The 15,057-nt window shown below is 37.3% G+C and carries 15 protein-coding genes and 2 pseudogenes; all 17 read right to left on the minus strand.

Annotated elements, in window-relative coordinates; genetic code table 11:
* Positions 1 to 62 precede the first annotated feature (62 nt).
* Positions 63 to 209 (minus strand): annotated as a pseudogene (locus DWX26_RS17785) (GNAT family N-acetyltransferase); the annotation flags it as partial.
* Positions 210 to 681: 472 nt separating this feature from the next.
* Positions 682 to 1,254, minus strand: a complete 573-nt coding sequence (locus tag DWX26_RS16015; RefSeq protein WP_005335451.1) for a CDP-alcohol phosphatidyltransferase family protein — start codon at positions 1,252 to 1,254, stop codon at positions 682 to 684.
* Between the two features lie 11 nt (positions 1,255 to 1,265).
* Entirely contained in the window at positions 1,266 to 2,309 is a 1,044-nt protein-coding gene (locus DWX26_RS16020) for an FUSC family protein (RefSeq protein ID WP_117802674.1), read from the minus strand.
* Positions 2,310 to 2,340: 31 nt separating this feature from the next.
* Entirely contained in the window at positions 2,341 to 3,384 is a 1,044-nt protein-coding gene (locus tag DWX26_RS16025) for a sensor histidine kinase (RefSeq protein WP_117802673.1), read from the minus strand.
* Entirely contained in the window at positions 3,384 to 4,094 is a 711-nt protein-coding gene (locus DWX26_RS16030) for a response regulator transcription factor (RefSeq protein ID WP_044024695.1), read from the minus strand. The genes DWX26_RS16025 and DWX26_RS16030 overlap by 1 nt, the downstream gene beginning before the upstream one ends.
* Positions 4,073 to 5,506, minus strand: coding sequence for a phospholipase D family protein (locus tag DWX26_RS16035; protein ID WP_118601762.1), 1,434 nt, complete (start codon positions 5,504 to 5,506; stop codon positions 4,073 to 4,075). The genes DWX26_RS16030 and DWX26_RS16035 overlap by 22 nt, the downstream gene beginning before the upstream one ends.
* A gap of 197 nt (positions 5,507 to 5,703) precedes the next feature.
* Positions 5,704 to 7,263 (minus strand): cardiolipin synthase, encoded by a 1,560-nt coding sequence (cls, locus tag DWX26_RS16040; protein WP_055225912.1) that lies wholly within the window; start codon positions 7,261 to 7,263, stop codon positions 5,704 to 5,706.
* A gap of 35 nt (positions 7,264 to 7,298) precedes the next feature.
* Positions 7,299 to 7,412 (minus strand): annotated as a pseudogene (locus tag DWX26_RS17975) (GTP pyrophosphokinase); the annotation flags it as partial.
* The gene (locus DWX26_RS16045; RefSeq protein WP_202031404.1) at positions 7,394 to 7,684 is read right to left on the minus strand and encodes a hypothetical protein; all 291 of its coding nucleotides are present in this window, start codon (positions 7,682 to 7,684) and stop codon (positions 7,394 to 7,396) included. The gene DWX26_RS16045 and the pseudogene DWX26_RS17975, both read right to left, overlap by 19 nt.
* Before the next feature lie 98 nt (positions 7,685 to 7,782).
* Positions 7,783 to 9,036, minus strand: coding sequence for an ATP-binding protein (locus DWX26_RS16050; RefSeq protein WP_118601764.1), 1,254 nt, complete (start codon positions 9,034 to 9,036; stop codon positions 7,783 to 7,785).
* Between the two features lie 236 nt (positions 9,037 to 9,272).
* Positions 9,273 to 9,944, minus strand: coding sequence for a GNAT family N-acetyltransferase (locus DWX26_RS16055; protein ID WP_226906398.1), 672 nt, complete (start codon positions 9,942 to 9,944; stop codon positions 9,273 to 9,275).
* Positions 9,929 to 10,354, minus strand: coding sequence for a GNAT family N-acetyltransferase (locus DWX26_RS16060; protein WP_055195028.1), 426 nt, complete (start codon positions 10,352 to 10,354; stop codon positions 9,929 to 9,931). The genes DWX26_RS16055 and DWX26_RS16060 overlap by 16 nt, the downstream gene beginning before the upstream one ends.
* Positions 10,355 to 11,230: 876 nt before the next feature.
* Positions 11,231 to 11,446, minus strand: coding sequence for a hypothetical protein (locus DWX26_RS16070; RefSeq protein WP_226977413.1), 216 nt, complete (start codon positions 11,444 to 11,446; stop codon positions 11,231 to 11,233).
* Between the two features lie 161 nt (positions 11,447 to 11,607).
* A complete protein-coding gene (locus tag DWX26_RS16075) occupies positions 11,608 to 12,999 on the minus strand; it encodes a tyrosine-type recombinase/integrase (protein ID WP_171027973.1) in 1,392 nt (463 codons plus the stop codon).
* A 1-nt stretch (position 13,000) separates the two neighbouring features.
* Positions 13,001 to 13,990, minus strand: coding sequence for a helix-turn-helix domain-containing protein (locus DWX26_RS16080; RefSeq protein ID WP_044954635.1), 990 nt, complete (start codon positions 13,988 to 13,990; stop codon positions 13,001 to 13,003).
* A gap of 120 nt (positions 13,991 to 14,110) precedes the next feature.
* Positions 14,111 to 14,287 carry a helix-turn-helix domain-containing protein gene (locus DWX26_RS16085; RefSeq protein ID WP_003864535.1) on the minus strand — a complete coding sequence of 59 codons (177 nt, stop codon included), beginning with the start codon at positions 14,285 to 14,287 and terminating at the stop codon, positions 14,111 to 14,113.
* 277 nt (positions 14,288 to 14,564) lie between these two features.
* Positions 14,565 to 15,057 (minus strand): hypothetical protein (locus tag DWX26_RS16090; protein ID WP_243030724.1); only part of this gene is annotated, 493 nt, incomplete at its 5' end.

Raw genomic sequence — 15,057 nt, forward strand, 5'->3', positions numbered from 1 at the left:
ATATGGAATTGAATCCATACACTCTATGATTACTGGAACTTTATTTCATTTTTAATTCAACAAACTTCGGATTGTGACATCATTTCTTTCACTAATTCATAATCACTTTTCCAGTATTGATTGGAAATAAAATAATGTGCTTTCAGATTTGTCTTTAACCATATGTCAGTGACTCTATCGATATCTCTGTTCAGCAACTTTCTAATCATAACAAATATTCTCCACAACAACATCCTTTATGCTTTTCTCTTTATCTATTCTATCACAAGCTCACCATTAATCATCATTTTTTTGATATTTTTTCTTTTCCCCCACTGTAAAACAGCCTCTGAGAGTTTCGTTATATAGAGGGATACGAATAAGAGCAAGATCCACCCATGTTTAACGGTATTGCCATTTGGCCTCCCGTCAACCTATGGATTTTATCTTGATGGGGATCTCCCCATACCCTCTCAATAACAGACGTTTCACTTGTCTGTTGGTTCCACCTAAAGGTGTTCACAGCACTATTTCTAATATCGGAAGGGACAGCCGATATTGAAATACGTGGACTCCCGGTGGGAGGAATAGTCTCAGCGCAAGGAGGAGTATGAGAACAAAAAACAAAGATAAAGAACTGAATCACAGACATTTTATAGGATTCTCCTAAATATTTTTCTAGTCATTGCAATATAAAATTGCTTATACAGTCTCTCCCTTAAGAGTCCTGGTATTCTGGATAATATACAGAGCGACCGATATGACCATCATTATAGCGCACAAACCAATCAACAGATCTGATACCATCGGTGTAATGTGGAACCATATAATATGCACCGCTGCAGTTCCATATAATAAAAAGGTTACTATCTTTCCATGCCAGTCTGCACCATGTACTTTTCCTGTCTTTCGTATCACAAGACATCCACTGACTACCATATACAGCTCCTTACCTGCCATTATTACGATTAAAAGAAGCACATGCGGAAAACGAGTAAACAGACAGATTAACATCGCTGCCTGTGTCAGCTTATCAGCCACCGGATCAAGTATTTTTCCTAAATTACTAATCCTATGGAATCTTCTTGCGATATATCCATCAGCAAGATCCGTAAGCCCAGACAGCAATAAGATTTCACCAGCTAACAGAGGATTTTTCTTTACACAATAACTCCATATAATTACCGGAATCAGACAAAGCCGAAAAAAAGAAAGAAGATTAGGAACCGTAATAATTCTATTCAAATTTTCTTCCTGATTCACTTCACTCTGCATGTACGGTCACCTTACTTTCCTTTTTTTTTAGACATAAACCAATAAAATATAACACAAAATGCTAAAGCAAACACAACACCAAAAACATTTTGAATCACTCTAAGACTAACCGCTCCTTGTAGTCCATAAGTCTCTGCAGCAATGGCTAAAGCACCAAATGTGTTAAATACTGCCTGCCAGCCATATTGTGCTGAAAATCCTACACCGATTCCACCAAGAATTCCTATATATGCATAGATTGACGAAGGAAGCAGAAAATATAATACTGTAAAACATATAACACCTGCAATATTTCCGACAATCCTTTTACGGACTCTGTAGTGCATATCTTCCATAAACGGCAAAATCGTGGACATGGCCGCAATACCAGCCCACATTGCACGTGGCATATTACAAAGTTCTGCAATGCAAAGGACAATCGGTACGCATAAAATCTGACATATCTGCCATTTTGTTCTGGAAGAAGTGATATCAAATTCTTGTATCAGATCTTTCAGATTTCTTTTATAGGTTCTGTTTTTATGATTTCGATAAAATACGAAGCAGGTAAGTGCTGCACCTAAAGCCATTCCGACTAATCGCATCTGATAGCTTTTTCCCGTAACATCATAACCATATAGCAGTAGATACCCAAGAACCAATGTAGATTGATTAAACATGAATGGATTATGGCATCCGAACAGAATCAACACAGCCAGTGCCGCAATATTTAACAGCATTCCCAATACCGGTGAAAACTGATTTGCTAAATGCGGACATACAGTCATAATTACAAAGAACAAAGCCAAAAGCATCGTAGATTGTCCGGTGTGGATCCCCAGATCCGCATTTCTAAACACCATGAGACATAATAAGACTACTACACCTACAATGCTGTTCTCATTTCCAAATAGGATACTGAAAATACTAACAAAGCAAAAACAAAATGCCATTGTAGCAGCTATCTTCACCAGATATACCCACATATGATATGATTTTTCTTTTAGTGTTTCACTCTTTTTCAACAGGTTTTTAGAACCTGCCTGATTTAACTGCAACTCCTGATAAAATGTCATGTAATTCCTCCTCTATCTGTTTTTCTTAAACTTATATGGCCTTATCTTTCTGGATTGGAAGCTCTACAACAAATCTGCATCCACCATATTCACGGTTTTCTGCTTTGATTGTTCCTCCGGCACTATCTACAATCCGTTTTACAAGTGCAAGACCTAGGCCATTTCCTTCTGCTTTATGAGATCCATCTACCTGATAGAACTTGTCAAATATTCTGGATTTTACATCATCCTCTATTCCTGGTCCTTCATCTTCCAGAATGAACTTAACAGAATCCTGTTCTTGTTTCAGAAACATCGTAATTGTCCCCTTTGAAGGACTGAACTTAATCGCATTATCCAAAAGATTTATCCAGATATGCATAAAAAGTCCTTCATTCCCAGTATATTTAACTTCCTCCAATTCTACCTGAAAACCAATTTCTTTTTCTGTCCATTTTGTTTCCAATGAAAGAAATGCCTGGCGGATCTGTTCATCCAGACGATATTCTTTTTTTTTCATTGGTATATTCTGATTCTCTAACTTGGATAACAGCAAAATATTACCAACCAATCCGGAAAGTCTTTGGGTGTTAAATAAGATTTTTTCTACATATTCCTCTTGATCCGGAGACAGTTCTTCTCCCTGAAGCAGCATTGTATATCCTTCAATGGCATTAATCGGGGTCTTAAACTCATGAGAAACATCAGATACAAAATCCATCTGCAGCACCTCTGTTGCACGAAGTTCTTTTGTCATAACGTTAAAACTTTGATAAGATTCTCCAACTTCTGCTATACGGCTGTTCGTTTCCAAATGCTGTTCAAAATCTCCCTGAGAAACTTCCTTCATTGCTTTACTAAGTCTGGTAATTGGTTCCAGTAACTTTGCATTAATAAAGGAAGTGATCAGCCCGGCAATCAATGTATTGAAAATCAAAAGCCAGCCAAGCACAGATATGCTGCCCGGCAGATTAAAAAAATGATTCAAAAAAGCAAATAATAAAGCAGATATGACTGTTGAAAATACAAGTGCCAGCCAGATTGCACCAGTCAGACAGGATCGGATCCGCAATCCTTTTTCTTTCTTTTGTTCCATTATTTTTTCACCACCTTGTATCCAATTCCACGCATTGTTACGATTTCAAAATCAGGGTTATCTTTAAAACGCTCTCTGATTCTTCCTATATGTACCTCTATCGTATGTGGGTCTGCCTCCGTCTCGTATCCCCATACTTCATCCATCAACTGTTGTTTTGTAAATGTTCTGCCTGGCGAAGCTGCAAGCTTATATAAAAGCAGGAATTCTTTTTTAGGCAAAACAAGACTTTCCTTATCAGTTGTAACCGTCATTGCATCATAATCAAACTCTGTTGAACCGATCACAATTTTGTGTTCATTCAGTATCTGTGCACGGCGAAGCAGTGCTCCAACTCTTAAAACCATTTCATTCACATTTACCGGTTTTACCATATAATCGTCACTTCCCGAAAGAAATCCCTGGCGCATATCATCAAAGGAACCTTTCGCAGTGATCATAAGTACCGGTATCTGATATCCTGCTGAACGGAGTTCCGACACCAGTTCATAACCATCCATAACCGGCATCATAATATCGGAAATGATCAGATCAATATACTCTTTATCCAATATTTCTAATGCCAGTGCTCCATCCGATGCACTTTTGACCTGATATCCATTCTTCTCAAGCACTTTTTGGAATAGCTGGCTTAATTCTTTATCATCTTCTACAATCAATATTTGAAACACGTTTTCCTTCCTCCTTATTAAAACAGATACCTTGCCCATCCAAGCAGATGCTGTACCAAAAATATTTTTCTCTGACGTTTCTTTGTTAATTCGATTGGCTCTACATGATATGGATCACGATAGGTTCCATCTTCCAATACCTGTCGGGACACTCTTTCATATTCCATCATGCCTTCTTCCAACTGTTTATTAATCTCTTTGCTACGTATTACAAGCATCAGTTCCGTATCCAGATACGTGCTTCTCATATCCATGTTAAAGGAACCGATTACGGATAGATCATCATCAATCAGGATGCTTTTTCCGTGGTAAGAATAGCCGCCTTCATACTCCCAGATATCAATTCCTGTATTTAAAATTCTGTTTCTGTTTCTCGCATAATCAGCAGAACCAAACGGATTTCCATTGTTGGCAACCGAATTGGTCATGATAGAAAAATCCGGAACTCTCTCCGCAATCTCTTTCCATGTATTATACATCATATCATTGCAAATAATATATGGTGTATGAATTTTCACGCGCTCTTTTGCATTTTTCATTAGTTCTCCCAGTTGATACCAGACTACTGGTTCCTTGGAACCTGTGTGGATAGGATTTGACACTAATGCAATCTTTTCTGTCTCAAAAGTTTCGTCCGTGTAATCGGTATCGCAGATTCTTTCCTTATTCTCTTCAAAATATTTCTGATAGCCGTTCTGCAGTTCTAAAACTGCGTTCTTTACAGATTTTCTATTTGCCAGTTTTTTATTGTCATGAAAATAACCACTGTCTTCTTGTTCCCATATCGTTTCAAAATACTCTAACAACTGGTTAACTGAATTTTCTTTCTCAGGTTCATCGCAAACCACTAACACGTCTCTGTCATAGTTCTTATGTCCCGGAAAATCACCCAGGAAATAATTGTATGTATTTCTTCCCCCAAGAATATATCTCTTTCCATCTGCAATCAAATATTTATCATGCATTCTACCCATCATTTTCCACGGTTTCAACGGATTGGCCTTATTATATAGTTTAATTTCAACATTCTCATGGGAAGATAATCCATAGAAATACGGATTTCCTTCCATATCAATCCAGCTCTCCATTCCATCTACTAACAGACGAATATGTACACCCCTGTCTGCCGCATCATGCAGTGCTCCTAAAATCAATTTTCCACTTTCATCGGATTGAAATGCAAAAGTAGAAAGAATAATTTCCTTTTTTGCATTCTTGATCAAACGCACTCTTTGTAAAAGCGCTTCTGGATTCTTTTCTATGATTACTGCCCGTTCTGTATTTTCACTGCATTCGTTCCATGACACATTTTTTGTTTCTTTTTTGGTTGTATTGGACACTTCCGGCTGCTTTTTATATGCAACGCGGATTCCGAGCAATTCATAAAAAGCCACACATAAAAAAATTGCCAGTATAACAAGAAGGATTTTACATATTTTATACTTTTTCATTGTACATCACCTGATTCCTTTTTATTTCATACTTATACAATACAAAGTCAATCTCAATTTAACCTCAACAAGGTTTGTTTTTTCATCAATGCAAAATCTTCTTTGTACAACAGACTGTTAGATATAGTAAAAACGGCCTTTCAAAAACAGTTAACTTCTAAATCAACTGTTTTTTGAAAGGTCGTTTCATCAGATTCTTATAGCAATCCAGCAAATAATCTCATAAATAATTGTCCCAGTCGCAAATATGCACTTCGTCCGGTTTGATATTGGTCTGTCACATCACGACATTCTCCCATCGTTCTTATCAGATCATTTTTTATTTCCACAACTGCCTGACAATCTGCCATAAAACAGCCGTTTTCAAAATGGTGATATAAACTTCGATAATCCAGATTAATTGTTCCACAAGTTGCCATACAGTCATCTGCCACACTCATTTTTGCATGACAGAAACCAGGAGTCCACTCATAAACACGAACACCATGTTTAACCAATCCATGATAAAAAGAACGAGTTATATTATAAATGAATTTTTTATCAGGGATACCAGGTGTGATAATTCTTACGTCTACCCCTCGCTTAGCAGCCAGACATAACGCATGCGTCATTTCATCTGTTATGATTAGATATGGAGTCATAAACCAACAATATTTTTCAGCTTTATTTATCATACTGATATAAACTTCTTCTCCTACTTGCTCATTATCCATAGGGCTGTCTGCATAAGGTTGAACAAACCCAGTTTGCTGTGCCGCATAATCATAGTGGAAAAGGTATTTACTAAAATCAGAATCATTAGCATCCTTATCACTTACTGCATTCCACATTTCCAAAAATGTCACCGTAAGCGACTGAACAGCATCTCCTTCTAAACGAATACCTGTATCTTTCCACTGTCCATACGGGTGTGTGTAATTAAAATATTCGTTTGCTAGATTATATCCACCTGTAAATCCGACTTTTCCATCAATAACTGTTATTTTTCTATGATCACGATTGTTCAAAAACAGATTTAAACCTGGCATAAACGGATTGAATACACGGCAATGAATTCCTATTGCCTCCATCTTTTTCACAAAATCTGTGTTAATAAAGCCTATAGAACCCATATCATCGTAGAATACTCTAACTTTCACACCTGCTTTTACTCGCTCTTCCAGAACATCTTGAATCTTATGCCATGCTTCAGCGTCTTCTATCGCATGATATTCCATAAAGATAAACTTCTGTGCTTTCCCCAAATCCTTAAGCTGTGCCTCTAATCCTTTCACTGCTTCATCAAAATACACAATATCCGTATTCTGATAGATTGGATACTGCGAATTTCTTTGTATGTAACTTGCTATATTTCCTGCTTTCGGAATTGTTTCTTTTATTCTGCTCAAACACTCCTGACTGTCCGGGAGCATTGGTAACAATTTGCTATCAATTTCTGCATATCGCTCACGCATTTTATGTGTGCCGCCATTCAAACCAATCAACAAATACAGGCCTACACCCATAATTGGGAAAATTAGAATTAAGATGACCCAAGGCATTTTCATAGAGGATGTCTTATTTGATGCGTACAATCCCAAAACCAAGATCCCACTCAAAATCCTTGTAAATAAATTTATGATTTCTGCATATTCATTCAAGCGTGTTACGATAGTAATAATAAAAATCACTTCCAGAAGAATGCAGATTATGGAAAAGCACAGCCGTTTTACCCCATTTTTTGTTTTTGCTTTGCCCTCTAAAGTATCTTGTTTCATATATATTCCACCTTCCTACTTGCTCAGTTTTCTCCCTAAATTTCGTGTAACATACCAATTTTGTCTTTTATTCTCTGCAGTTCATTATCTGCTTCAATGATAGCTCTTGCAGAATGAAGTAATTCTTCACTTATCTCATCATAGCCAGGATGAATTGACTTACGTCTGGCAATTCTTGCAGCATTTCGTTTAGGGTTTTGTGCTTCACATATTTCTGCACATACACCCAACAGGCAACGCTACTGACTTCTGATACAATGTCAGCTATGGTTTTGCGCATAAGCTCTTCAAATTCAGCAATTTCTTCTTTCGGAACAACATCATACAGTGTTGGTGCCTGATGACTTATTTTTACTCCATTTTCATTTGCATCTTTAAGCAGATTCTTAACTTTTTCTCTTGAATCCTCCGGTACTTTCATGTACTCCCACATAAATGCTACCACATCGGCTGGCCTTATTTATATCATTTCACTCTTTTTTGAAATAGAACAACACCACAGCAACAACTCAAATCGACTTAAAATTCCAGACTATTCGCATTCAGCAAGAAATACTTCATTCCCATGATGACAAAACCTTCATCATTTCTCCAAGGCTTTTTGCTGCCATTTACAATGACGATCTTCTTAAAAGAGTCCGGGATATTACGCAGAGAATTGAACTCCTGCGTCTGTTTTTCTTCCGAAATCATGTCATATGCAACCTGGATATAGTATCTCTGGTTTCCTTGATTCACCACAAAGTCAACCTCCAACTGCTTGCGAACACGTTTGCCCTCTTTATCCTTATCGAAGATATCCACGACACCCACATCAACATTGTAGCCACGGATCAACAGCTCGTTATAAACAATGTTCTCCATGATATGAGTAGGCTCCTGCTGTCTGAAATTCAGACGTGCATTTCTCAGTCCCAGATCCGTAAAGTAGTATTTCAGATTTGCACCGATATACTTTCTGCCCTTAATATCGTATCGGCTTGCCTTGAAAATCAAAAAGGCATCTGTCAAATAGTCGATATGCTTGGAGATGGTTTTATTAGCATAAGTCATCTGGCGCTCACTGGCAAAGGTATTGGCAATCTTTGAAGGGTTGGTCGGTGCGCCGATTGCAGATGCAAGGACATCAACCAGAATCCCAATCTCATCCACGTTCTGAATCTTATTTCTTTCAATAACATTCTTCAGATAGACATTTGCAAAGATGTTCTTCAGATAGTCCGCTTTCTGTCGTTCGCTCTGGAAACTTACGATCTGCGGCAATCCTCCGTAGATCATGTAGTCATCCCATGCATCATCATAATCGCCGTCATAGACAGAATAAAACTCTGCAAAGGAGAGAGGGTAGATTCTAATCTCATCACCTCTGCCACGGAATTCGGTCACAATGTCGCTGGACAGGAACTTGGAATTACTTCCGGTGACATACACATCAATATTGCTCATGCGGAGCAGGCTGTTCAGCACTTCCTCAAATCGTGGCATGAACTGCACTTCATCCAAAAGGAGATAATACTTCCCGTCGTCTTTCATGGCATCCTTGATGTACTTGAAGCATACCTTGGGATCTCTTAATTCTTCGTTCTCAATACCATCCAATGCAATTTCAATAATATGATCAACATCAACGCCGTTCTCCAGTAAGTATCTCTTAAAGATGGTAAACAGCAAAAAGGATTTGCCACATCTACGAATGCCGGTAATCACCTTTATCATTCCATTATCTTTTCGCTCGATCAGCTGCTGTAGGTAAGCGTCTCTTTTAATCTCCATCGTTACACTCCCCATTTCCGTGCATCTACACACTTTTATGTAATGTTGATAAATATATTTTCAGATTTTTTTGATTGCAGTGTCTATAATCGATTACTCCAATCGTTATTATAGGTAGACAACAAAAAGAAGATGGTTCCGATGTTTCATTAAATATGTTCGTTAGTCTTTTACGCAAAGGATTCTATCTCCTCTGCGCCCTAATGCTTTTCGGATTCAGTTCAACAAACTGGATTTTACCAATTTTCGGAGATTAAGGTTTCCGGATGTGAAAAAACTAATTTAATATTCTTCTTGGAATTCAGCAACAACATCAATGTACCTTGTTCTTTTGTCTCCATTTGCGTTGTCATGACCAATGAACGATATGGTTTGAAGCCACATTTTGTCTGAACTCGTTTTGATTGTTCATTGAAATCATAGTAACCACAAATCAGAAAATCATAATCCAATTCGCCAAATAAATAATCTTTAACTGCATTTACGGCTTCGGGCATAAGTCCTTTTCCCCAATAATCTTTACTCAAAACATATCCTAATTCTCTGCCGTAATAATCCTTGAATTCTGTCAAAGCATCTTCTAACCCATATTTTTCTATGCCAACAGTACCGATTACTTTATTGTTTTTCTTTAAGCAGATTGCAAATACTTTATCCTCACTGATAAAGGAATTCATAATACTTTGAGATTCAGCAATATTTTCATGATGTTTCCATCCTGCCATCTCCCCAACACCTTCGACAGATGCATACTCATAGAAATCCTCCAAATCTGTTTGTTTGAATGATCTAAGAATGAGCCTTTTTGTTTCTATTACTTTTCCGTCTATTCTGAAGTCAGCATTCATATTTTTACGCTCCTCATAACGTCTAATTCTCCAAATTCCGATTTCTATTTTCGTTTCCATAGCATAGTGTACTCTTTTTCACCAGTATCTTCATCCAAATCTTCACATTGAATAATGAATCCTTCTCTTTGGTAAAAAGAAATTGCTCTGGCATTCTTCTGGTATACATTTAATCGTAAGCTAACTTTTTTATCCTTAATATAATCTAATAAAAGCTTACCTATGCCACATGACTGCATTTCATCGGAGACAAAAATACCTTCGATATATTCATCATTTAGTCCTACAAATCCTTGTATCATTTTATCTGCTTCAAACACATAGACTTCGGATTGTGACAGCATTTCTTTTACTAATTCATAATTACTTTTCCAGTATTGATTGGAAATAAAATAATGTGCTTTCAGATTTGTCTTTAACCATATGTCAGCGACTCTATCGATATCTCCGTTCAGCAACTTTCTAATCATAACAAATATTCTCCACAACTACATCCTTTATGCTTTTCTCTTTTTTCCATTCTATCACAAGTTCACCATTAATTATCAATTTCTTGATATTTTTTCTTTTCCCTCACTGTAAAACAGCCTCTGAGCGTTTCGTTATATAGAGGGATACAAATAAGAGCAAGATCCACCCATGTTTAACGGTATTGCCATTTTGCCTCCCGTCAACCTATGGGTTTTATCTTGATGGGGATCTCCCCATACCCTCTCAATAACAGACGTTTCACTTGTTTGGTTCAGTCATCTTGACTCCTTTCCTCCAGGATTCAGGAAATAAAAAATGCCTGCCTGGAACTTTTATAGATAGTAAAGTTCCAAACAGACATTGCTGTTTGACCATTAGCTGTAGCTAATAGAATTGAAGAACGTGATTAGAAAATAACAAAAGCGTTCGTTGTCAGCTAATCCAGCTAACATTTTCGAACGCTTTGAAGCCCGTCGCCAAGAGGATTTGAACCTCCGACCCCTCGCTTAGGAGAGCTCCAACCTATTGTCACTCTCTGTCAATCTGAGGTAAGGTAAACCCATATGGGACACTATATAAAACTGTTTCCGATTCAATTCGAGTTATTCTGAATACCCCCTCTGTCAAGCTCTGTAAAGCTCTGAAAGTTAGCTGATTGTTTGCCCCAGCTAATAATCGGGGAATGCCTTGATATTACCATCGACATCTGTTATATGACCACCATGCTTCGTACGTTCGATCATGGTAAACAGTATTCAATTAAACTTTCCTATCATAAGTACAAGATATTTTCTTGTCTATAAATAATATAACGCATACGAGACGGTTTGTCCATGCGTTTTTGACTGGCAAATTTATAAGCTGCTTTCATATTTTTAAACACGGACATAACCAGTAGATATACCTTCGATTCGGTTGGATGCTCCCGTACTCTGAATCAATGCAACTTCTAAGAGTGTTTTCAATTCATCTACATTGGCTTCGAGAAATAATTCCTGTTTGCCTTTATGTTCATGGATGCTGCTAACCATCTGAACAATTTCAGGTGTTAACAACTTCGCAGGACTTACAATAAAATCAAAGTCTCTCATAGGAATCTCCTTCATTTCAGATTTATCTCCGTCATTCTATCATCAAATGATGGAGATAGAATATCCATATACACAATAAATATCCTCATTTCATCCATATATTATATCGTTTTATGAATCGTTTTTTCACTAAAATTACACTATTTTTTCACTATTTTTCATTACTTCATCGTCTTCGCCAGTGAATTGAGCAATGCCCGCATCTCTGGATTCGCCAATACTTTTGCCAGAAGTTCCGGATCGACTTCATCAGCAACAGTAGTATTATTATTTTCCTGCTGTACATGCATCTGTGGATCCAGATTCTTTTTCTCATAAAATGCTTCTTCAAAAAGCTCTGCATTTTTCCTTCTGTCATCATCCAGAATATGAGAGTACACATCTGTAACCATATTGACCTGAGCATGGCCAGAATCACCCTGTACCGCCTTGATGTCTCCACCATTCAGTTTCAGCTTATAAGTAACACTGCTATGACGAAAACTGTGAAATACAACCGGTGGGAGATTATAGTCCTCGATCAATTTCTTTAAAGGGCCACGGATTGCTCCATCACCAAGAGGAAGACCAAAGGTACTTGCCATAACCAGGTTATAGTCCATATATTCGTCACCCAGGATTTCTTTCATTTCATCCTGCTCAGCTTTCCAGTCTACAAGCATATTAGCAACGCTCTTCGGTAAGAATATCTTACGTACACTACTTTCTGTCTTCGGTGTTTTCAGAATACGGACCGTAGAATTCTTCTTATGATTTGTCGGAAATACCAACAACACATCTTTTCCATCCAATGCATTTAAAGATTCTTTTCTTATACGCTGTGATTCTTTGTTGATGAAGACATATGCACGGTTTTCTTCAATTGCCTCATGAGAAATATCTACACAATCCCAGGTAAGACCAAGCAGCTCACCAAGTCGCAGGGAACATGAGAAAGATAGATTAATTGCGAGCTTTAATCGTTCATCTTCACAGACACTGAGCGCATACATCAATGTATCCGCTGTCCAGATGTCTCTTTTTTGTGATTTATGTTTTGGTACAGTCGCATGGGTGCAAGGATTCTTCTCCATCAACTCCCATTTCACTGCCTGTTCAAAACAGTTTCTAAGCAGCTTATTAATATCCCTGACCGTACTGGAAGATACAAATTCATTTCGACTGGTTTTATTCAATGGATTGATAACTGCACGTCTCTTCAAAAGACTCTGATAATATCTTTCGATGAAACGGGTATTGATCTCTGAGAGTTTCGTATCACCAATGATCGGAAGAATATAGTTATTGATAAGAGAGACATTTCCTTCATATGTAGAAAGCGCCCAGTTTTCTTTGCCATAAAGTGCAACATATTCTGTAATAAGCTCGTCCAGTGTTTTGCATTTACGGACGACAAATGATCCCATCTCTTTTTTATATTCAATTTCTTTTTTTCTTCTCTTTGCTTCGGCTTTCGTTTCATAGGTTTCCCACTTCTGTTTCCTCTCACCTTTTTCATTCGTATAAGAATAGATTACATTAAATTTTCCGTTTCGTTCTCTTATAGATGCCATATTATTGCATACTCCTTTCCAAATCTCTTTGCTCCATCCAGTCCTCAAATTCATCCCGACGGATCCTAACTCGACTGCCAACTTTTATTACTGTGAACTTTCCTTTATCCGCCCACTTGTTGATCATGCTTCTGCTGACCTTTGCCAGATAGGAAGCTTCATCAAAAGTAAGATACTTTATATTTCCATTGCTTCCTCGTATTCCGGTCTGTGATAATTTCTTCCGCCGGAAATTAGCCAGGGCAATATTTTGTTCCTGTGCAAGTTCTTCATAATCATTCGATGGATCCAGCTTATACCGATCCTGACCTTCCAGGAATTTTCGAAAACTCTCTTTTGTGATCCTTTTCTTTTCTGCAATCACAATGAATTCAAAAAAATGACTATACTTTGGATTATCAAGAATTGTATATACTGCGCTTCTGGTTGTTCCAAGCAGCTGTGCCATCTCAGGCATCGTAATTGTTGCATCTTCCAGAAGAGCGTCTTTTTTTCTGTCTTCCTTTGTTCGATACCGGGACTGGCTTTTATACCAGTTCTGAAAAGATTCTTTTGGTATTCGTTTCCAGTAATCGACAATAACAGCTTCCATTTGATTTTTCTTGAGTAAATCATAAACAAGATACTCATCAACACCCAACAGATCCGCAACTTCCTTAACGGAATAGGACCAGGATTTCAATTCTTTCCCTGGTTCTTCTCCGGTAACTTTATGGTATTTAATCTGATTGGCGTACCATTTTTCAAAGCTGGCAATATTGATTCGTATCTTTCCAGCAATCTCTTTAGATTCAAAAACATTTTTATGCACCAGCCAGTATCGATCTGTCTTTTTTAATCCCAGCAGCTTTCCCATTTCCGGCACGGTCATCCAGGTTCTCTTTTGTGTCGGACGCCGTTTGTAAGGACTGTCTTCTGATATCTTTGAAATGATCTCTTCAACATCGTCCATTTCCGGAACTTCTTTTTGTTTCATAATTGCTGTTGCCATTTATTCTTCACTTCCTGTCTTTTTTAGTGTTAGTTTTTTTTCTTATATCATATCTCAAATCCAGATAAAAATTTAGGATGTCGATTGCAGACAAAATCTGCCTGATCAACACCCTGTTTTTTATTGTTCCAAGTTATCGAGCCAGTCATCGAAACTCTTCTTAGAGATGCGATACTTTCCGCCATCCAACTGGATCCACCGGAATTCCTTTTTCTTTAAAAGGTTATAAATAGTAGGTCTGCTGACTCCTAAGATTTCCTGTAACTCTTGAACTGTATAACATCTTTTTTCTGACATTTCTTTATCCTCTTTTCTTTGAAATATGAAAGAAAAATTATCCCTTCATATAACGAAACGCTCAGAGCATGTTTTACAGTGGTCAAAAGCAAATTTTTTTACTTTTTTCTTACGAGTTTTCTTTAATGCAACTCGTAACATTAGATTTTTACATTTTTCATGAAATTAAGTAAAGAAAAAGAGCATATGGAATTGAATCCATACACTCTATGATTACTGGAACTTTATTTCATTTTTTATATAACAAACTAGAATTTATCTTGCAATTAGAAACCATTTATCTTGTATATGGTTCAGTGTCTTTTCCATCATATACAAATGCTTTTATATCCGTATTTTCATCAACCTCAGCATGAATACCTACCGTGTATTCTTTATCTGTAACATTCTGAAAAGAATAGCAACCGCCAGCAGGAATACTGTCAGATACAAGTTCCTGTTTTCCTTCACAGAGCAGATGTACAGTAATGTCAAAATCGTTTCTGTTCTGAACTGTCAACACGCCTGTATTAGACAAAATTTTTGCGTCAGAATATGTAATTACATAGGAATCAGGCGTTGACTTTTCCGCACAGACCACAGAACACTCCCACTGTGTCTTTGCTTTTGCTTTTCGATAGGCTTCCGAAGACTTATATGTTGAAAATATAATCATTGTACTTATAGCAAGAATGCCAGTGATGACAAACGCTATTGTTACTTTTTTCTTCACAACCATCACGTATAATCCAATTATCTTAGATGGTAATTGGATTTTTCCTTTCTCCCAG

Source organism: Blautia sp. AF19-1, assembly GCF_003479155.1.
Classification (GTDB): Bacteria; Bacillota; Clostridia; order Lachnospirales; family Lachnospiraceae; genus Fusicatenibacter; species Fusicatenibacter saccharivorans.

Excerpts from the sequence above, each read along its gene's own strand:
- DWX26_RS16015 (WP_005335451.1), bottom strand. The coding sequence starts at position 1,254 with ATGCAGAGTGAAGTGAATCAGGAAGAAAATTTGAATAGAATTATTACG.
- DWX26_RS16020 (WP_117802674.1), bottom strand. The coding sequence starts at position 2,309 with ATGACATTTTATCAGGAGTTGCAGTTAAATCAGGCAGGTTCTAAAAAC.
- DWX26_RS16025 (WP_117802673.1), bottom strand. The coding sequence starts at position 3,384 with ATGGAACAAAAGAAAGAAAAAGGATTGCGGATCCGATCCTGTCTGACT.
- DWX26_RS16030 (WP_044024695.1), bottom strand. The coding sequence starts at position 4,094 with ATGGGCAAGGTATCTGTTTTAATAAGGAGGAAGGAAAACGTGTTTCAA.
- DWX26_RS16035 (WP_118601762.1), bottom strand. The coding sequence starts at position 5,506 with ATGAAAAAGTATAAAATATGTAAAATCCTTCTTGTTATACTGGCAATT.
- cls (WP_055225912.1), bottom strand. The coding sequence starts at position 7,263 with ATGAAACAAGATACTTTAGAGGGCAAAGCAAAAACAAAAAATGGGGTA.
- DWX26_RS16045 (WP_202031404.1), bottom strand. The coding sequence starts at position 7,684 with ATGAAAGTACCGGAGGATTCAAGAGAAAAAGTTAAGAATCTGCTTAAA.
- DWX26_RS16050 (WP_118601764.1), bottom strand. The coding sequence starts at position 9,036 with ATGGAGATTAAAAGAGACGCTTACCTACAGCAGCTGATCGAGCGAAAA.
- DWX26_RS16055 (WP_226906398.1), bottom strand. The coding sequence starts at position 9,944 with ATGGAAACGAAAATAGAAATCGGAATTTGGAGAATTAGACGTTATGAG.
- DWX26_RS16060 (WP_055195028.1), bottom strand. The coding sequence starts at position 10,354 with ATGATTAGAAAGTTGCTGAACGGAGATATCGATAGAGTCGCTGACATA.
- DWX26_RS16070 (WP_226977413.1), bottom strand. The coding sequence starts at position 11,446 with ATGAGAGACTTTGATTTTATTGTAAGTCCTGCGAAGTTGTTAACACCT.
- DWX26_RS16075 (WP_171027973.1), bottom strand. The coding sequence starts at position 12,999 with ATGGCATCTATAAGAGAACGAAACGGAAAATTTAATGTAATCTATTCT.
- DWX26_RS16080 (WP_044954635.1), bottom strand. The coding sequence starts at position 13,990 with ATGGCAACAGCAATTATGAAACAAAAAGAAGTTCCGGAAATGGACGAT.
- DWX26_RS16085 (WP_003864535.1), bottom strand. The coding sequence starts at position 14,287 with ATGTCAGAAAAAAGATGTTATACAGTTCAAGAGTTACAGGAAATCTTA.